This window comes from Pseudomonas sp. FSL W5-0203 (genome assembly GCF_001896155.1).
Classification (GTDB): domain Bacteria; phylum Pseudomonadota; class Gammaproteobacteria; order Pseudomonadales; family Pseudomonadaceae; genus Aquipseudomonas; species Aquipseudomonas paracarnis.
The window spans coordinates 1-19,059 of the sequence record NZ_MPOR01000003.1 but is presented as its reverse complement, the minus strand read 5'-3'; the positions used below and the strand labels follow the sequence as shown (position 1 = coordinate 19,059).

General features: G+C 61.3%; 16 protein-coding genes. 13 read left to right on the top strand and 3 right to left on the bottom strand.

The window, feature by feature from the left end:
* Positions 1 to 85 precede the first annotated feature (85 nt).
* Positions 86 to 703, top strand: coding sequence for a trimeric intracellular cation channel family protein (locus BOP96_RS03905; RefSeq protein WP_169913170.1), 618 nt, complete (start codon positions 86 to 88; stop codon positions 701 to 703).
* On the opposite strand, the gene queG is transcribed toward BOP96_RS03905, so the two are convergent.
* Complete coding sequence (queG, locus tag BOP96_RS03900) at positions 700 to 1,764, bottom strand: tRNA epoxyqueuosine(34) reductase QueG (RefSeq protein WP_032904047.1); 1,065 nt, start codon at positions 1,762 to 1,764, stop codon at positions 700 to 702. The genes BOP96_RS03905 and queG overlap by 4 nt on opposite strands.
* A gap of 63 nt (positions 1,765 to 1,827) precedes the next feature.
* On the opposite strand from queG, the gene BOP96_RS03895 reads away from it, so the two are divergent.
* The 12 genes from BOP96_RS03895 (at position 1,828) to BOP96_RS03840 (ending at position 16,176) form a co-directional block, all read left to right on the top strand.
* Complete coding sequence (locus BOP96_RS03895; RefSeq protein ID WP_073451891.1) at positions 1,828 to 2,688, top strand: NAD(P)H-hydrate dehydratase; 861 nt, start codon at positions 1,828 to 1,830, stop codon at positions 2,686 to 2,688.
* Positions 2,676 to 3,146 carry a tRNA (adenosine(37)-N6)-threonylcarbamoyltransferase complex ATPase subunit type 1 TsaE gene (gene tsaE / locus BOP96_RS03890; RefSeq protein WP_014716665.1) on the top strand — a complete coding sequence of 157 codons (471 nt, stop codon included), beginning with the start codon at positions 2,676 to 2,678 and terminating at the stop codon, positions 3,144 to 3,146. Before BOP96_RS03895 ends, tsaE begins: the two co-directional genes overlap by 13 nt.
* A gap of 15 nt (positions 3,147 to 3,161) precedes the next feature.
* Positions 3,162 to 4,583, top strand: coding sequence for an N-acetylmuramoyl-L-alanine amidase (locus tag BOP96_RS03885; RefSeq protein WP_003188054.1), 1,422 nt, complete (start codon positions 3,162 to 3,164; stop codon positions 4,581 to 4,583).
* Positions 4,583 to 6,499, top strand: coding sequence for a DNA mismatch repair endonuclease MutL (gene mutL, locus BOP96_RS03880; RefSeq protein ID WP_069868915.1), 1,917 nt, complete (start codon positions 4,583 to 4,585; stop codon positions 6,497 to 6,499). Before BOP96_RS03885 ends, mutL begins: the two co-directional genes overlap by 1 nt.
* Positions 6,499 to 7,470: a tRNA (adenosine(37)-N6)-dimethylallyltransferase MiaA gene (gene miaA, locus BOP96_RS03875; RefSeq protein WP_073451889.1), complete on the top strand. Its 972-nt coding sequence runs from the start codon at positions 6,499 to 6,501 to the stop codon at positions 7,468 to 7,470. Before mutL ends, miaA begins: the two co-directional genes overlap by 1 nt.
* A gap of 94 nt (positions 7,471 to 7,564) precedes the next feature.
* Positions 7,565 to 7,825, top strand: coding sequence for an RNA chaperone Hfq (gene hfq / locus BOP96_RS03870; RefSeq protein WP_003188059.1), 261 nt, complete (start codon positions 7,565 to 7,567; stop codon positions 7,823 to 7,825).
* 12 nt (positions 7,826 to 7,837) lie between these two features.
* Complete coding sequence (gene hflX / locus BOP96_RS03865; RefSeq protein WP_003188061.1) at positions 7,838 to 9,139, top strand: ribosome rescue GTPase HflX; 1,302 nt, start codon at positions 7,838 to 7,840, stop codon at positions 9,137 to 9,139.
* A 96-nt stretch (positions 9,140 to 9,235) separates the two neighbouring features.
* Positions 9,236 to 10,411 carry an FtsH protease activity modulator HflK gene (gene hflK, locus BOP96_RS03860; RefSeq protein WP_003188062.1) on the top strand — a complete coding sequence of 392 codons (1,176 nt, stop codon included), beginning with the start codon at positions 9,236 to 9,238 and terminating at the stop codon, positions 10,409 to 10,411.
* Positions 10,411 to 11,277: a protease modulator HflC gene (hflC, locus tag BOP96_RS03855; protein WP_003188064.1), complete on the top strand. Its 867-nt coding sequence runs from the start codon at positions 10,411 to 10,413 to the stop codon at positions 11,275 to 11,277. Before hflK ends, hflC begins: the two co-directional genes overlap by 1 nt.
* Positions 11,278 to 11,570: 293 nt before the next feature.
* Complete coding sequence (locus BOP96_RS03850; protein ID WP_073451887.1) at positions 11,571 to 12,758, top strand: ATP phosphoribosyltransferase regulatory subunit; 1,188 nt, start codon at positions 11,571 to 11,573, stop codon at positions 12,756 to 12,758.
* A gap of 54 nt (positions 12,759 to 12,812) precedes the next feature.
* A complete protein-coding gene (locus BOP96_RS03845; RefSeq protein ID WP_020301628.1) occupies positions 12,813 to 14,102 on the top strand; it encodes an adenylosuccinate synthase in 1,290 nt (429 codons plus the stop codon).
* A 139-nt stretch (positions 14,103 to 14,241) separates the two neighbouring features.
* Positions 14,242 to 16,176 (top strand): methyl-accepting chemotaxis protein, encoded by a 1,935-nt coding sequence (locus tag BOP96_RS03840; protein ID WP_073451885.1) that lies wholly within the window; start codon positions 14,242 to 14,244, stop codon positions 16,174 to 16,176.
* A gap of 107 nt (positions 16,177 to 16,283) precedes the next feature.
* On the opposite strand, the gene BOP96_RS03835 is transcribed toward BOP96_RS03840, so the two are convergent.
* Together BOP96_RS03835 and BOP96_RS03830 are read right to left on the bottom strand one after the other, a co-directional pair.
* Positions 16,284 to 17,837, bottom strand: a complete 1,554-nt coding sequence (locus BOP96_RS03835; RefSeq protein WP_073451883.1) for an ABC transporter permease — start codon at positions 17,835 to 17,837, stop codon at positions 16,284 to 16,286.
* Positions 17,837 to 18,862, bottom strand: a complete 1,026-nt coding sequence (locus BOP96_RS03830) for an extracellular solute-binding protein (protein WP_003188071.1) — start codon at positions 18,860 to 18,862, stop codon at positions 17,837 to 17,839. Before BOP96_RS03830 ends, BOP96_RS03835 begins: the two co-directional genes overlap by 1 nt.
* Positions 18,863 to 19,059 lie beyond the last annotated feature (197 nt).

Below are 19,059 nucleotides of genomic sequence, written 5' to 3'. Positions count from 1 at the left end.
ACAGGCGACGCGGTTTATCGCCAAGCGCCCCCTTTTGGTGCCCTCGGCAAATGATTAGACTGCCGGCCTCTCTGTCAGGATCGCCATCATGTTGCTGATGCTCTACCTCGTCGCCATCACCGCCGAAGCCATGACTGGCGCCCTGTCCGCGGGGCGGCGTGGCATGGACTGGTTTGGCGTGGTGCTGATCGCTTGCGTGACAGCCCTGGGCGGCGGTTCGGTGCGCGATGTGTTGCTCGGCCACTACCCGCTGACCTGGGTCAAACACCCGGAGTACCTGGTGCTGACCTCCGTTGCGGCATTGGTGACGATCTTTATCGCGCCCTTGATGCGCCACCTGCGCTCGCTGTTCCTGGCGCTGGATGCGGTGGGGTTGGTGGCCTTCACCCTGATCGGCTGCATGACCGCCCTGGAAATGGGCCACGGTATGTTGGTGGCGTCGGTCAGCGGGGTCATCACCGGGGTATTCGGCGGCATCCTGCGGGATATCTTCTGTAACGACATCCCGCTGATCTTCCGCCGCGAGCTGTATGCCAGCGTGTCGTTCCTGGCTGCCTGGTTCTACTTGCTGTGCCTGTACCTGGAGCTGCCCAGCGAGCAAGCGATTCTGCTGACGCTGTTCAGTGGCTTCCTGTTACGCCTGCTGGCGATCCGGTTTCACTGGGAAATGCCCAAGTTCGTCTACAACGACGATGTGCACTAGCGCGCAGCGTGTTGCTCCAGCGCCCATTCCACGTGTTCGCGTACCAACTCCGACGGGTAGTCCCGCCGCGCCTTCAAGGCTTCCAGCACTGGAATGCTGGAGGGCGCATTACCCAGGCCCACCGCCAGGTTGCGTAACCAGCGCTCGTAACCGGCGCGGCGCAGGGGCGAGCCCTCGGTGCTGCTGAGGAATTTATCCTCGTCCCACATAAACAATTCGGCCAGTTCTGCGTTATCCAGATTGTGCCGTGGCTTGAAATCGCTTTCGGCGGTAGGTCGAGCGAAACGATTCCACGGGCAAACGATCTGACAGTCATCGCAGCCAAATACCCGGTTGCCGATCAGTGGGCGCAGATCTTCGGGGATGGCACTCTTGAGTTCGATGGTCAGGTACGAAATGCATCGTCGCGCGTCCAGCACGTAAGGGCCAACGAAGGCGTTGGTGGGGCAGATGTCCAGGCACGCCGTGCAGCGGCCGCAGTGTTCTGTGGCGTGGGGTGGGTCTACCGGCAACGGTAGATCGACAAACAGTTCGCTCAGGAAGAAATAACTGCCGGCCTTGCGGTTGAGAACCAGGGTGTTTTTACCGATCCAGCCCAGGCCCGCTTGCTCGGCAATGGCTTTTTCCAGGACGGGCGCGCTGTCGACAAAGGCGCGAAAGCCGAACGGCCCGATCTGCGCCTGGATGCGGTCGGCCAGTTGCTGCACGCGCTTGCGGATCAGCTTGTGGTAGTCGCGGCCCAGGGCGTAGCGCGATATATAGGCTTTTTCCGGCTGGGCCAGTAGTTGCGCCATCTGGGTGTCGCCGGGCAGGTAGTCCATGCGCAGTGACACCACGCGCAAGGTGCCGGGCACCAGCTCGTCGGGGTGGGAGCGTTTGCTGCCGTGGGCGCCCATGTATTCCATCTCGCCGTGGTAACCCGCGTCGAGCCAGCGTTGCAGGTGCTGTTCATGCTCAGCCAGGTCGAGGCCGCTGATGCCGACTTGCTGAAAGCCCAGCTCGCGACCCCAGTCTTTGATCGATTGGGCGAGGGCGGGCAGATCGGAGGTAATAGCAGGCATGAGACACGGGAAACCACAGGTTAGATGCGTATAATTCTGCCAGACATCGGAGCTTGAAGACGCATGCCTCAGACAAAACACCCAATTACCGACGTTCAGCTGTTGTTGCCCGGCCATTTGCCGCAACTGGCTGCGCGTTCCCCGGACGCCCATAAGGGCCAATTCGGCCACCTGCTGGTCATCGGTGGTGACCGTGGCGTTGGCGGCGCGGCGTTGCTGAGCAGCGAAAGCGCCTTGCGCAGCGGCGCCGGCATGGTCTCGCTGGCGACGCGGCCGGAACACATACCGGCCGCTCTGGCTCGGCTGCCGGAGGTCATGGCCGTCGGCGTGAGCTCGGCCAACCAGTTGATGGGCCTGCTGGAAAAAATCTCGGTGATCGTCATTGGCCCAGGCCTCGGCGATGCCGCCTGGGGCAAGAGCTTGTTGTCGGTCGCGGCCAATGCCAGCCTGCCGCAGGTGTGGGATGCCGATGCGCTCAATCAACTGGCCACTGGCAGCGTCGAGCTGCCGGCCAACTGTGTAATTACCCCTCATCCGGGCGAAGCTGCGCGTTTGTTGGGGCTCTCGACAGCCGAGGTTCAGGCTGATCGCCTTAAGGTGGCGCGCGCGTTGAGCCAAAGATTCAATGCCGTGACTATCCTCAAGGGTGCTGGCAGTTTGATTGCCAGCCCGGATGGGCGTGTGTCGCGGTGTGATCAAGGCCACCCGGCGATGGCAACAGCTGGGCTCGGTGATGTTTTGGCCGGTCTGGTCGGGGCACTATTGGCTCAGGGTATGCCCGCGTACGAAGCGAGCTGCCTGGCCGTGTGGTTGCACGCGACCGCCGGAGACCGCCAGGGCAGTTTTGGTCGCGGCTTGGCCGCCAGCGACCTGATCCCCGCCATTCGTCAATTGCTGGAGGAGCAGTCGCCGTGCCTGAAGTAATTCTTTTCCTGGCAGATGAAGAGGCCATGGTCGCGTTGGGTCAGCGTATTTCGCAGGTCACGCAAGGGGCCGGGTTGATCTTTCTCGAGGGCGATCTGGGCGCAGGCAAAACCACATTGTCCCGGGGGATTATTCGCGGCCTTGGCCATACCGGCGCGGTAAAAAGCCCGACCTTCACGTTGGTCGAGCCTTACGAGATCGGCGACGTGCGTGCTTTCCACTTCGACCTCTATCGCCTGGTCGATCCGGAAGAGTTGGAGTTCATGGGCATCCGTGATTACTTCGACGATGATGCGCTGTGCCTGATCGAGTGGCCAAATAAAGGCACAGGCTTTTTGCCAAAGCCGGACCTGACCATTACCATTACGCCGCATGAGCACGGACGTCAGCTGAAGTTGTTGCCCCAGAGCCCACGCGCTGAGTCGTGGTGTGCTGCTCTGGCATTGGAATTCAAATAATTGGTGGGGTTAGGTATGCGCTTTCGCGCGTTGGTTGCTGTCGTGGGGGTGTTGCTTGCGGCAATGACTGTCAATGCTCTGGCTGCTTCACAGGTGAAAAGTGTTCGCCTGTGGCGAGCGCCGGATAACACGCGACTGGTGTTCGACCTGTCTGGCCCGGTCCAGCACAGCGTCTTTACCTTGACGGCGCCTGATCGCCTGGTGATCGATATCAACGGTGCCAGCCTGGCCGCGCCGCTGAAAGTCTCCACCGCCAACACGCCCATTACCGCCATGCGCTCGGCCCAGCGTACGCCGACCGACCTGCGTGTGGTCATCGACCTGAAAAAGGCCGTGACCCCCAAAAGCTTCTCCCTGGCCCCCAACGCCCAGTACGGCAACCGCCTGGTGGTCGACCTGTTCGACAACCCCGCCGACGCCGCACCGCCGCCTGCGCCAACGCCGAGCGTGGCGACGGTGCCTGCGGTGCCGGTCAACCCTTCGCAACCCCAGGTCAAGCTGCCACCACCGCCGCCTGCACCGGCAGGCAAGCGCGACATTATCGTGGTGATCGACGCCGGCCACGGTGGCGAAGACCCTGGGGCTTCCGGCTCCCGCGGCCAGCATGAGAAAGACGTGGTGCTCGCCATCGCCCGTGAACTGCAGCGCCAGGTCAATGGCATGAAAGGCTACCGCGCCGAGCTTACCCGTACCGGTGACTACTTCATTCCGTTGCGTGGCCGTACCGAAATTGCCCGTAAGAAGGGCGCTGACCTGTTCGTGTCCATTCACGCCGACGCCGCGCCTTCAACCGCTGCCTTTGGCGCCTCGGTATTTGCCCTGTCGGATCGCGGCGCTACCTCCGAGACTGCGCGCTGGCTGGCCGACAGTGAAAACCGTTCCGACTTGATCGGCGGGGCCGGCAACGTCTCCCTTGATGACAAGGACAAGATGCTCGCAGGCGTACTGCTCGACCTGTCGATGACCGCCTCGCTGACCTCCAGCCTCAACGTGGGCCAGAAAGTCCTGAGCAATATCGGCCGCGTGACCTCGCTGCACAAGCAGCGCGTAGAACAAGCCGGGTTCATGGTGTTGAAATCGCCGGATATCCCGTCGATCCTGGTGGAAACCGGGTTTATCTCCAACGCCAACGAAGCGTCGAAACTGGCCAGCGCCAGCCACCAGCAAGCGCTGGCGCGCTCCATCAGCGCCGGTGTGCGCCAGTTCTTCCAGCAGAACCCGCCGCCGGGCACCTATATCGCCTGGCTGCGCGACTCTGGCAAAATCGCCCAGGGCCCGCGTGACCATCGTGTGCAGCCCGGTGATACCGTTGCCATGCTGGCCGTGCGTTTCCAGGTCACGCCTGCAGCCTTGCGCAGCGCCAATAACCTGAAAACCGATGAGTTGAAGATCGGCCAGGTGTTGACCATCCCCGGTACTTCATTGGCGGCGCAGTGATGAGCGAATCCACCTTGAACAGCGGCTCACGCATTGAATTGCTCAGCCCGCGCCTTGCCAACCAGATCGCCGCGGGTGAGGTGGTTGAACGCCCGGCGTCGGTAATCAAGGAGTTGTTGGAAAACAGCATCGACTCCGGCGCCAAACGCATTGATGTCGATGTGGAGCAGGGCGGCGTCAAGCTGCTGCGGGTACGTGACGATGGCAGTGGCATCTCTTCGGATGACCTGCCCCTGGCCCTGGCCCGCCACGCCACCAGCAAGATCCGCGACTTGGAGGACCTGGAGCGGGTCATGAGCCTGGGCTTTCGTGGTGAGGCCCTCGCCTCCATCAGCTCCGTGGCCCGCCTGACCCTGACCTCCCGCACCCGCAGCGCCGAGCAAGCCTGGCAGGTGGAAACCGAAGGCCGCGACATGGCGCCTCGGGTCCAGCCGGCGGCGCACCCGGTGGGTACCTCAGTGGAAGTGCGCGACCTGTTTTTCAATACCCCGGCGCGGCGCAAATTCCTCAAAGCCGAGAAAACCGAATTCGATCACCTGCAAGAAGTCATCAAGCGCCTGGCCCTGGCCCGTTTCGACGTGGCCTTTCACCTGCGCCACAATGGCAAGACCATCCTCAGCCTGCACGAAGCCAACGACGACGCCGCCCGTGCTCGGCGGGTGGCGGCGGTGTGTGGCAGCGGGTTCCTGGAGCAGGCGCTGCCGATTGAGATCGAGCGCAATGGCTTGAGGTTGTGGGGCTGGGTCGGGTTGCCGACGTTCTCCCGCAGCCAGGCCGATTTGCAGTATTTCTTTGTGAACGGCCGGGCGGTCCGCGACAAACTGGTGGCCCATGCGGTGCGCCAGGCTTATCGCGATGTGCTGTTCAACGGGCGACACCCGACTTTTGTGCTGTTCTTTGAGGTTGACCCTTCGGTGGTCGACGTCAACGTGCACCCGACCAAACACGAGGTGCGCTTCCGTGACGGGCGCATGGTGCATGACTTCCTCTACGGCACGCTGCACCGCGCCTTGGGTGACGTGCGCCCGGATGATCAGTTGTCAGCGCCGATTGTCACGGCGGTGGTGCGGCCGAGCGGTCCGGAAGCCGGCGAGTTCGGCCCCCAGGGTGAGATGAGCCTGGCGGCCAACCTGCTGCAATCGCCGCAGGCGCAGCCAGCCTACACGGCGCCGAATTCGGGTGCCGGTGCGGGTTATCAGTACCAATACACACCGCGCCCGCAATCGACGGCGCCGGTGGCCGAAGCCCAGGCGGCGTACCGTGAGTTTTTCGCGCCGTTGCCGGGTGCCGAGCCGGGTGCTGCTGTGGCGTTGCCCGAAGGCGGCGGTGATATTCCGCCGCTGGGCTATGCCCTGGCGCAGCTCAAAGGCATTTATATCCTTGCCGAAAACGCCCATGGCCTAGTGCTGGTGGACATGCACGCTGCCCATGAGCGGATCATGTACGAGCGCCTGAAGATCGCCATGGCCAGCGAAGGCCTCAGCGGCCAGCCGCTGCTGGTGCCCGAATCCCTGGCGGTGAGCCAGCGTGAAGCCGATTGCGCAGAAGAACATCACAGTGTGTTCCAGAAGCTGGGCTTCGAGCTGCAACGCCTGGGCCCGGAAACCCTGGCGATCCGCCAGATTCCCGCGCTGCTCAAGCAGGCCGAGGCCAACCGCCTGGTGGCCGACGTGCTGGCAGACCTGATGGAGTACGGCACCAGTGATCGTATCCAGGCGCATATCAACGAATTGCTCGGCACCATGGCCTGCCACGGCGCCATCCGCGCCAACCGCCGCCTGGCCCTGCCGGAAATGAACGGCCTGCTGCGCGACATGGAAAACACCGAGCGCAGCGGCCAATGCAACCATGGCCGACCGACCTGGACCCAGATGGGCCTGGATGATCTGGACAAACTGTTCTTGCGCGGCCGCTGATGAGTGCCTTGCCCCCCGCCATTTTCCTGATGGGCCCCACGGCCGCCGGCAAGACCGACCTGGCCATCGAGCTGACCAAGGTGCTGCCCTGCGAGTTGATCAGCGTCGACTCTGCCCTGGTTTACCGGGACATGGATATCGGTACGGCCAAGCCGTCGAAGGCGCTGTTGGCCCAGTATCCGCACAAGTTGATCGACATCATCGATCCGGCGCAGAGCTATTCGGCGGCGGATTTTCGCACCGACGCCCTGGCGGCCATGGCCGAGATCACCGCGCGCGGCAATATCCCGCTGCTGGTGGGCGGCACCATGCTCTACTACAAGGCGTTGCAGGAAGGCCTGGCCGATATGCCGCCTGCCGATGCCCAGGTGCGCGCCGAACTTGAAGAAGAGGCTGCGCGCCTTGGCTGGCAGTCCCTTCATGATCAGTTGGCGGCGGTAGATCCGGTGTCTGCGGCACGTATTCACCCCAATGACCCCCAGCGGCTCACACGCGCCCTGGAAGTCTGGCGCGTCAGTGGCCAGACCATGACTGAACATCGGCTGAAACAAAGTGCGCAAAGTACTGATGCAGGCGCATCTGGACAGTCACAATTGCCCTATACTGTGGCGAATCTGGCCATCGCTCCGGCAGATCGCCAGGTGCTGCATGAACGAATTGCACAAAGATTCACAATTATGTTGGAACAGGGGTTTGTGGACGAGGTCGTAGCACTGCGTTCAAGAGGTGACCTGCATGCAGGGCTGCCTTCGATACGTGCTGTAGGCTACCGCCAAGTCTGGGATCATCTGGATGGCAAGCTGACGTCAGCCGAAATGCAGGAGCGCGGCATCATCGCCACGCGCCAGTTGGCGAAGCGCCAGTTCACCTGGCTGCGCAGCTGGAGCGATTTGCACTGGTTGGACAGCCTGGACAGCGACAATCTGTCACGCGCCTTGAAATACTTGGGAACGGTCTCCATATTGAGCTGAGTCCTTGCAATTGCCGTCTATCCTTGGGGGTGTGACGGCCATAAGCTATCTATTTTCCGATTTTTTATTATTGATCCTTAAAGGAGTGCGGCACATGTCAAAAGGGCATTCGCTACAAGACCCTTACTTGAATACTTTACGTAAAGAGAAAGTTGGGGTTTCCATCTATCTGGTCAACGGCATCAAGCTGCAAGGTACGATCGAGTCGTTCGACCAATTCGTTATCCTGCTGAAAAACACCGTCAGCCAGATGGTTTACAAGCACGCTATCTCGACAGTCGTTCCAGTTCGTCCAATCCGTCTGCCTAGCGCAGCCGGTGATGAACAGGGTGACGCTGAGCCAGGTAACGCCTGATAGGAGTCTCCTTTGTTCTTTGAGCGCCACGGTGGTGGTGAGCGAGTAATCCTCGTTCACTTGGATGGACAGGACCCTGAGGCGCGCGAAGATCCGCAGGAGTTTCAGGAGTTGGCAAATTCGGCCGGCGCCGAGACCGTTGCGTTTTTTAACGTACCGCGTCATCGGCCAACCGCCAAATACCTGATTGGCAGCGGCAAGGTCGAGGAACTGCGCGACCTGGTTCATGCCGAAGAAGCCGATCTGGTGATCTTCAATCACACCCTCACGCCCAGTCAGGAACGTAACCTCGAACGTGTTTTCGAGTGTCGCGTGATCGACCGTACCGGCCTGATTCTCGACATTTTCGCCCAGCGCGCCCGTACCCATGAAGGCAAGCTCCAGGTCGAACTGGCCCAGCTTGATCACATGAGCACCCGCCTGGTTCGCGGCTGGACTCACCTTGAGCGTCAGGGTGGCGGTATCGGCATGCGTGGCCCGGGTGAAACCCAGTTGGAAACCGACCGGCGTCTGCTGCGGGTTCGCCTGCGCCAGATCAAGGGCCGCCTGGAAAAAGTGCGCAGCCAGCGCGAGCAGTCGCGACGTGGCCGTTCCCGTGCGGATATCCCTACGGTGTCGTTGGTGGGCTACACCAACGCCGGCAAATCCACGCTGTTCAATAACGTGACCAAGTCGGATGTGTACGCGGCCGACCAACTGTTCGCCACCCTCGACCCGACTCTGCGGCGTCTGGACATCGACGACCTGGGGCCGATTGTGCTGGCCGATACCGTGGGTTTCATTCGTCACCTGCCCCACAAGCTCGTCGAGGCATTTCGGTCTACGCTCGAAGAGTCGAGCAATTCCGACTTGCTGTTGCACGTGATCGATGCGGCCGAACCGGATCGCATGTTGCAGATTGAACAGGTCATGGTGGTGCTGGGCGAGATTGGTGCCCAGGACTTGCCGATCCTCGAGGTCTATAACAAACTCGATTTGCTTGAAGGCGTTGAGCCACAGATCCAGCGCGACGAGAACGGCAAGCCCCAGCGGGTCTGGTTGTCGGCGCGAGATGGCAGTGGCTTGGAGTTGCTGGAACAAGCCATTGCCGAATTGCTCGGCAGCGATTTGTTCGTCGGCACCTTGCGCTTGCCGCAGCGTTTTGCTCGACTGCGTGCACAGTTTTTCGAGTTGGGCGCTGTACAGAAAGAAGAACACGACGAAGAAGGTGTCAGCTTGCTGGCCGTTCGATTGCCACGCTCGGAACTCAATCGGCTGGTCAGCCGAGAGGGTGTTGTACCGGCAGAGTTTATCGAACAACACACTTTGCAATAAAAGCCTGAGAAAGCGGTTGTGCCGCAGTAGCAGGCATTCTGTAGCATTGGTCGGCGCGCCGTGGGTGCGTCTTTGCTTTATCAGATGGAGAGCGCTATGGCTTGGAATGAGCCGGGTGGCAACTCGAATAATCAGGATCCTTGGGGTGGTAAGCGCCGCAATAACGGCGACCGCAAGGGGCCACCGGATCTCGACGAGGCCTTCCGAAAGCTGCAGGAAAGCCTGAATGGGTTGTTCGGTGGTGGAAAAAAACGTGGTGGTGACGACGGCGGTCGCACAAGCAAGGGCGGTGGCTATGGCCTGCTGGGCCTGGGTCTTGTCGTGCTCGCGGCCGTATGGCTGTACAGCGCGGTCTACGTGGTGGACGAGCAGGAGCAAGCCGTGGTGCTGCGCTTCGGCAAGTACTACGAGACTGTCGGGCCAGGCCTGAACATCTATTTCCCGCCGATCGACAAGAAGTACATGGAGAACGTGACGCGTGAGCGTGCGTACACCAAGCAGGGCCAGATGCTGACCGAAGACGAGAACATCGTCGAAGTGCCGCTGACCGTGCAGTACAAGATCAGCAACCTGCAAGACTTCGTGCTGAACGTTGATCAGCCGGAAATCAGCCTGCAACACGCAACCGAAAGTGCCCTGCGCCACGTGGTGGGTTCCACCGCCATGGATCAGGTGCTGACCGAAGGTCGTGAGTTGATGGCCAGCGAAATCAAGGAGCGTCTGCAACGGTTCCTCGATACCTATCGCACTGGTATTACCGTCACTCAGGTGAACGTACAGAGCGCAGCGGCACCGCGTGAAGTGCAGGAAGCCTTTGACGACGTGATCCGTGCCCGTGAAGACGAGCAGCGTTCGCGCAACCAGGCTGAAACCTATGCCAACGGCGTTGTGCCGGAAGCCCGTGGTCAGGCCCAGCGCATCCTTGAAGATGCCAACGGTTACCGCGATGAAGTGGTCTCCCGCGCCAAGGGTGAGGCAGATCGTTTCACCAAGCTGGTCGCCGAGTACCGCAAGGCTCCTGAAGTGACCCGCGAGCGTCTGTACCTGGACACCATGCAGGAAGTCTTCAGCAACACCAGCAAGGTTCTCGTGACCGGCAGCAAAGGTGGGCAGAACAACCTGCTGTACCTGCCGCTGGACAAGATGATCGAAGGTGGTCGTAGCGGCGCCAGTGCACCGTCCACCGGTTCGAATGCCGCTGCCAACGAAGCGAGTGCCCGTGCGGCCGCTGACTTGCTGCAACAGCAAACACGTACCAGGGAGAGCCGTTGATGAGCAATAAATCGCTGACCGCCCTGATTGTGGGCGTCGTCGTGGTCATCGCTGCCTGGAACTGCTTCTACATCGTCGCTCAGACCGAGCGTGCGGTGCTGCTGCAATTCGGTCGCGTGGTCCAGGCGGATGTCCAGCCGGGCCTGCATGTGAAAGTCCCCTACGTCAACCAGGTGCGCAAGTTCGACGCCCGCCTGATGACCCTGGATGCACCGACACAGCGCTTCCTGACCCTGGAAAAGAAAGCCGTGATGGTTGACGCCTACGCCAAGTGGCGCGTCAAGGATGCCGAGCGCTTCTACACCGCGACTTCCGGCCTCAAGCAGATTGCCGACGAGCGTTTGTCCCGTCGTCTGGAATCGGGGCTGCGTGACCAGTTTGGTAAGCGCACCCTGCACGAGGTGGTATCCGGTGAGCGTGATGCGCTGATGGCTGACATCACCCGTTCGCTGAACACCATGGCGGAAAAAGAGCTGGGTATTGAAGTGGTCGACGTTCGCGTCAAGGCCATTGACCTGCCCAAGGAAGTGAACCGCAGCGTGTTCGAGCGTATGAGCACCGAGCGTGAGCGTGAAGCGCGTGAGCACCGCGCCAAGGGTAACGAGTTGGCTGAAGGTATCCGTGCCGATGCCGACCGTCAGCGTCGTGTACTGCTGGCAGAAGCCTACCGTGAGTCTGAAGAGGCGCGTGGTGATGGCGATGCTCAAGCCGCGGCGATTTACGCCAAGGCCTATGGCCAGGATCAGGAGTTCTACGCGTTCTACCGTAGCCTGCGTGCCTACCGTGAAAGCTTCGCGAACAAAACCGACGTACTGGTGCTGGACCCAAGCAGCGACTTCTTCCGCTACCTGGAAAAGTCCAAGTAACCAGCCCGTGATTCTGTAAGGCGCACTCCGTCGGGCGGCTAAAATGCCTGGCGGGGTGATCCTTTCAGAAAACGGGTGTATGATGCGGCAGCCGGGAAATTCCCGGCTTTTTTGCGTCTGCATGTTTGATTCGGCAGGCGTGACAGGTTTTTCGAGGAAAGTGCCCGACGAGGCCGTTTGCAGGCCGTTCGTCACGTCGCTCTTGCGCGTGGTTTATGCAAGGGGCGGGTATTTTCTGCTTCACTCAAGGCTCGGCCGAGGGCTGGCCGCCCGGATCAAAGGGGAATGGCGTAATGGCAACGGTAGACCGCTGGCTGCTGCCAGATGGCATCGAAGAAGTACTGCCACCAGAAGCTGCGCGCATTGAAGTAGCGCGTCGCCAGGTGTTGGATCTGTTCCAGAGCTGGGGTTACGAGTTTGTCGTGACTCCCCATATCGAGTACCTGGAATCCCTGCTGACCGGCGCGGGCCAGGACCTGGATCTGCGCACCTTCAAGGTCATCGACCCGCAATCGGGCCGACAAATGGGGTTCCGTGCCGACATCACGCCGCAAGTGGCGCGCATCGATGCGCACACCCTGCGTCGCGAAGGCCCGAGCCGCCTGTGCTACGCCGGCAGCGTACTGCATGCCCAGCCACGTGCGTTGTCGTCCTCCCGTAGCCCGATCCAGTTGGGCGCCGAGTTGTACGGCGATGCCAGCCCGAGCAGCGATGTTGAAGTGATCAGCCTGATGCTGGCCATGCTGCAACTGGCTGATGTGCCGGATGTGCACATGGACCTGGGCCACGTCGGTATCTACCGTGGCCTGGCGCGCGCTGCCGGGTTGTCCGGTGAAGTGGAGCAACAGTTGTTCGATGCCCTGCAGCGCAAGGCGATCGATGAAGTGATCGCCCTCACCGAGGGTGTGCCTGCTGAGCTGGCTGGCATGCTGCGCGCGCTGGTAGACCTGTGCGGCGGCCGTGAAGTGCTGGTGGCTGCGCGTGAGCGCCTGGCCAATGCGCCGGCACCGGTATTGGCGGCACTGGATGATGTGCTGGCGATTGCCGAGCGCTTGTCGGCACGGTTCCCGCAGCTGCCGCTGTATTTTGATCTGGGTGAATTGCGCGGCTACCACTACCACACCGGTGTGGTGTTCGCGGTGTTCGTTCCGGGTGTTGGCCAGGCCATCGCCCAAGGTGGTCGCTATGACGATATCGGCGCCGACTTCGGTCGTGCGCGTCCGGCCACTGGTTTTTCCACCGATTTGAAAACCCTGGTGACCCTGGGGCGTGCTGAGGTCGAGCTGCCGTTTGGTGGCATCTGGATGCCCGACAGTACGGACGCAGCGCTCTGGCAGCAGGTTTGCCAGTTACGCCGTGAGGGTCAGCGTGTAGTCCAGGCCTTGCCTGGGCAGCCATTGGCCGCCGCCCGTGAAGCGGACTGCGACCGGCAATTGATTCAGCAGAACGGGCTTTGGCAAGTATCGCCACTGGCTTCTTGAGTTTTCCTGCCGGCCATCGCCGGCACCAAGTTTGCGCGAATGAGGACAAGTGTTATGGGTAAGAATGTCGTAGTCCTGGGCACCCAATGGGGTGATGAGGGCAAAGGCAAGATCGTTGATCTGCTGACCGAACATGCTGCCGCCGTAGTGCGCTACCAAGGTGGCCACAACGCTGGCCACACCCTGGTCATCGATGGCGAAAAAACCGTCTTGCACCTGATCCCGTCGGGTGTTCTGCGCGAAGGCGTGCAGTGCCTGATCGGCAACGGCGTGGTGGTTGCACCTGACGCCCTGCTGCGCGAGATCACCAAGCTGGAAGAAAAAGGCGTACCGGTGCGCGAGCGCCTGCGTATCAGCCCGTCCTGCCCGCTGATCCTGTCCTTCCACGTTGCGCTGGACCAGGCCCGTGAAAAGGCGCGTGGCGAGCTGAAGATCGGCACCACCGGTCGCGGCATCGGCCCGGCCTACGAAGACAAGGTTGCACGTCGTGGCCTGCGTGTGGGCGACCTGCTCAACATGCCGCGCTTTGAAGACAAGCTGCGTGAACTGGTGGATTACCACAACTTCATGCTGGTCGGTTACTACAAAGAGCCAGCCATCGAGTTTGAAAAGACCCTGGCCGAGTGCAAGGAATACGCTGAGCTGCTAAAGCCGCTGATGCTGGACGTGACGGCCGAGCTGCACGAGCTGCGTCGCGCTGGCAAGGACATCATGTTCGAAGGTGCCCAGGGTTCGTTGCTGGACATCGACCACGGTACCTACCCGTACGTGACCAGCTCCAACACTACTGCTGGCGGCGTTGCCACCGGCTCGGGCGTTGGCCCGATGTTCCTGGACTACATCCTGGGCATCACCAAGGCTTACACCACCCGTGTAGGTTCCGGTCCGTTCCCGACTGAGCTGTTCGACGACGTTGGCGCACACCTGGCCAAGCAAGGTCACGAATTCGGCGCCACCACTGGCCGTGCTCGTCGTTGCGGCTGGTTCGACGCCGTTATCCTGCGTCGCGCTATCGATGTGAACAGCATCTCGGGCATCTGCCTGACCAAGCTGGATGTACTCGACGGCCTGGAAGCCATCAACATTTGCGTCGGCTACAAAGACGCCCAAGGCAACGATGTTGCCCCGACTGACGCTGACAGCTACGTGGGCCTGCAGCCTGTGTACGAAGAAGTACCAGGCTGGACCGAATCGACCGTGGGCGCCAAGACCCTGGAAGAACTGCCAGCCAACGCCCGCGCCTACATCAAGCGTGTGGAAGAGCTGATCGGTGCACCGATCGACATTATTTCGACCGGCCCGGACCGCAACGAGACCATCGTTCTGCGTCACCCGTTCGCGTAATAAGCTGTTGATGTAAAAAGCAAAGGGCTCCTTCGGGAGCCCTTTGTCGTTTCTGCCTGGCAAACGGCACGACCCTTGCTGTGTTTCCCTCTTTCGAGGTGCTATCAAATTAGTGGCACCCGTGGTGGAGGGATTTCCAGTGTCTGCCGTTCTCTCGTTGTTACAAAGCCGTCTGTTGCGGCCGGTGTTCGTTACCCTTGGTATCGCTCTTTTGGTGCAAGTGCTGGTGGCCGTCGCGCTGGCGCGGAGCACGGTGACGGCGCTGGAAGCCGATTTGGGCAATCGTCTGGGCATAGATAGCCAGAAGTTGTCTGGCGAACTGGCCCAGGCTGGCAAGGAAGTCACGTCCAGCCTGGACAGCCTCTCCGCCAGCACGCGCCAGCGCCTCACAGCCGGGCTTTCCACGCGCTTGCAGGAAGAGCAAAAGCAGTTGCGTGCGACGCTGGAAAAAGACCTGCAGGACTCCGCCAATGACATGGCGCAACTGCTGGCCTCGGTCGCGCCCCGTGCCATGTGGGACAGTGACGTGCCGACCCTTTCTGAGTTTGCCCGCCGGGCCCAGCGCAACCCCAATGTGCTGTTCGTGGTGTATGACGACGCCGCAGGCGAGCACCTGACCCGATACCTGAACCGCGAAAACCCGATCAACCAGGCCCTGCTGGCAAAGGGCGCAGGGGAGCGTGCCCTGGATAAGGTGCTGGACGCGGCCAAGACAGACCCGTCCGTGTATTACGTCGAAGCCTCTATCAGCCCCAACGGTGTGGAGATCGGCAAGGTGCGCATGGGCGTGTCGACCGCGACGGTTGAAGCCGATCTGCAAGCCTTGGATAAGCGCTTTGCCGCGCTGATCGCCAGCGGTGATCAGCTGGTGGGTGACAGCCTCAAGGGAGCCGCTGCTGACAGCGCCAACGCCATGGGCGCCCGGCTGCAATCGGCGCAAGCCACTGCCACGCAAATGACGGCCAACACGGCCGCCGCTGTGCAAGACGCGGCGGGCACCCTGCGCTGGCGTATCGGCATGGGTCTGGCGCTGGTGGGGCTTGGGGTCTTGCTGCTGATCGCTATTGTGCTGGGCCGGCGCGTGGTCAATCGTCTGAAGCTGCTGATTGCCGCGATGGATGACCTGGCGGCCGGCGAAGGCGACCTCACCAAGCGCGTGCAGATCAACAGCAAGGATGAAATCGGCGATATGGCCTCGGCGGTCAATCGCTTTGTGGATAAGTTGCAGCCCATCGTGCGGGAGGCAGGCGACGTGGCCCAGCGTACTGGTGTGGAAATCGGCGCCATGACGTTGCGCAATGCTGGCGCCGATGCGGCGGCGGGCTTGCAGCGTGATGAAGTGGCCGAGAGTTTGCGCGCTTTGTCGCAAATGGCCGATGAGGCCCAGGCCGAAAGCCACGCCATGCAGGCGGCCCTGCAGCAGGTGGTGGATATTCGCCAGGCCACGGATGAAAACTCACGGACCTCGGCCGAAGTTGGCAGCTTGATCGAGGCGTTGGCGGGGCAGGTGCAGGCCGGTTCCCAGGTGATCGAACGGCTGGCGCAGCAAAGCGAACAAATTGAAGTGGTGTTGACCGTGATTCACGGTATCGCCGAGCAAACCAACCTGCTCGCTCTCAACGCGGCCATCGAAGCGGCACGGGCTGGCGAGACTGGGCGCGGCTTTGCGGTGGTGGCCGATGAAGTGCGTGCGCTGGCCAGCAAGACTCAAAGCTCCACTGGCGATATCCAGGCGCATATTGTTGCGTTGCAGCAGGGCGCGCGTGAGGCCGTAGAAACCATCGGCAAGGCGGGGCGCCAGGCCAGTGAGGGCTTGCTGGTGCTGCGCGACAGCGTGCGCTTGCAGCAGACGGTGCAGGCTTCTGTGGAGCAGGTGCATGCGGCGATTGGCCTGGCGACGCGCGCGGCCGAGCATCAAGCCCAGGGCGCGCATGCGGTGCGTGGGCGCGTCGAGGTGATTCATGCCCAGGCCGAGCGTGCGGCGCAAGCGGTGGTGGAGACGACGGCCAGTGGCAAGGTGTTGGATGGGTTGGCGGCGCAGTTGAAGGCGAGTTTGGGGCAGTTCAGGGCGTGAGGTTGTCTGGACTGGCCTCATCGCAGGCAAGCCAGCTCCCACATTCAACTGCATTCCAAAGTTGGAACCCGGTCACTGTGGGGGCTGGCTTGCCTGCGATAGCTGTTTCAGCGACTCAGATACATCCGAGTCGTGAGCAGATACACCGGCAACCCCGACACCACTATCAACAACGCCGCATACGGCGCCGCCGCCGCAAATTCCACATTCGAGGTATGTGCCCAGACGGCCGTCGCCAAGGTATTCAACCCGGTCGGGCTGAGCAGCAACGTCGCCGTCAATTCCTTCATCGCATCCAGGAATACCAAGGCAAACGCCGCCCCCAGCGCCGGAAAGATGATTGGCAACGTCACCCGGCAAAACGCACTGAAGGACGATGCGCCTAACGTGCGCGCAGCCTCTTCCAGCTGTGGCGCCGCCTTGTTCAGTGCTGTACGAATCGGCGCCTGTGCCAACGGCAAAAACAGCAGCGCATAAGCAATCAGCAATAACGCAGAGGTCTGGTACAGCGCGGGGATGTAATGCAGGGCGAAATACACCAGGGTCAGCGCAATCACCAGGCCGGGCAGGGCATGCAGTAGATACGGCAAGCGTTCGGCCCAGATTGCCAACTGTCCTTTGTAGCGCACCACCAGCAGCCCAACCGGCACTGCCAGTACCAGGCACAGTGCGGCGCCGCCCAGGGAGAGCGCCAGGGATGACAGCAGCGCCTCGCTGATCTCGGCCATCGGAAACGCCGCTGACGAACCGACGGCCAACCAATAGCCGAGCATGCCCAGCGGGATGCCGCTGCCGATGATCGCCAATGCCAGGCAATACACCTGGCCCAATGGCGCCCACTTGCCGAGTCGAACCTGCTCGGCGTGCCGCGCCGCGCCCTGGCCGATGCGCACATGCCGGCCTTTGCCGCGTACGCGCAGCTCCAGCCACAGCAGGGTCAGGCACATCACCAGCAGCACTGCCGAGAGCATTGCCGCATTGGCATTGCTGAATTCCAGTTCGAACTGCTGGTAGATCGCGGTGGTGAAGGTCTGCAACCCGATAATCGACAGCGCGCCGAATTCCACCAGCATGTGCAGTGCGATCAATAGTGAGCCGGCCAGCAGCGATGGCCACAGCAGCGGGAGTGTGATGCGAAAGAACACGCCCCAGCGGTTGAGCCCTAGCGTGCGGGCCGATTCTTCCAGGGAGGGGTCTAGATTGCGCAGTGTTGCCGCCACCGGCAAAAACACCAGCGGGTATTTGGACAGGCTCATCACCAGGATCGCGCCACCGAGCCCCTCGAACTGAGCGCTCAGCGACACCCAGGTAAAGCTGCTGACAAACGCCGGCACCGCAAACGGCAGGCACAGGATCACGCCCCAGATGCGCCGTCCTGGCAGGTTGCTGCGTTCCAGTAGCCAGGCCAGGGACAGGCCGATCACGCCGCAGGTCAGGGTCACGCCGACCATCAATGCCAGCGTGTTGCGCAGCAGCCCGAACACATAAGGTCGCCACAGTAGATGCACCGCCTCCGTCCAGCCCGCCTGCCAGGCTTTGAGCCCGACATAGGCGAGCGGCAACAGGCTCAGGCCAACCAGCAATAGCACAGGCAGCAGCAGCCAGATTGATGGGCGTTTGCGACGGGGGGTGAACCCCGTGACGGAAAGCGATGGGTTCATCAGTTCAGGCCAACGTCACGTTCCAGCTCCAGGGCTTCTTCGGCGTTACCCAGGTCTGCGGGGGTGACCTTTGGTGGCTGCAGCTCGCTAAATGGCTTGAGGCCGCGGTTCGATTCCATGCCCTTGCGCAGCGGGTACTCGGCCGACGTGTTGGTGATCACGCGCTGGCCCTCTTCGCTGGCCATGAATGCCAGCAATTGCTGAGCTTCTTTGGGATGCTTGCTGGATTTGAGTGCGGCAGCGGAGGACACGGTGATCAGGCCGCCAGCATCACCATCGGTGAAGTAATGCAGCTGGGAGTCCAGGTTGGTTTTTTCCTTTTTCAGGGCGAACCAGTAGTAGTTGTTTACCAGCACGGTAGCCACTTCGCCGTTTTCCACGGCCTTGAGGGCGACCATATTGTTGCTGTACACCTTGCCGAAGGCGCGCAGGCCGGTCAGCCATTCTTCTGCGGCTTCGCGACCGTGCAGCTTGATGATTGCCACGGCTTGTTCCTGGAACGCGCCGCTGGTGGGCACGAAACCGACCTTGCCTTGCCATTCAGGGCCGGCGAAATCCAGTACCGACTTGGGCAAGTCTTTTTCCGCAATCAATTTGGGGTTGAAGGCTACGACGCGGGTGCGTGCGGTCACGCCCATCCAGTCGCCGTTTTTACCCACGTAATCCTTGGGCAGCACATCGAGGGTGCTGGCATCGATTTTTGCCAACAGGCCTTGCTCGCCGAGTTTGTTCAGGGGCGGTGATTCTTCGGTGTAGATGACGTCGGCAGGGGAGCGCTCACCTTCTTCGACGACTTGGCTGGCCAACTGGTTGCTGCTGCCTTTGCGCACGTTGACGTGGATGCCGGTCTTGGCTTCGAAGGCCTTGGCGAGTTCATCGCCGACTTCTTTGTGTTGGCCGTTGTATAAGGTCAGGGAGACCTTGTCGGCAGAATGGGCGGCGGGCGAGAGCAGGGTCAGGCTGAGTAGGGTGAGGGTCAGGCCGCGCAGAAGGGATGTCTTGAGTCGGTTGTCACGGATCATCATCCGAAGTGTTCCTCGCTTATATGCAACAAATCATTGCAAGGATAAACGATAAATCTTCTCAAGTGCGGATGAGGGGGAAATCACTGGGGAAGTTTTCAAACCCCGGAAACGAAAAAACCCGCTTTCGCGGGTTTGATCTGAATTTGGTGCCCAGGAGAAGACTCGAACTTCCACGACCTTGCGATCACCAGCACCTG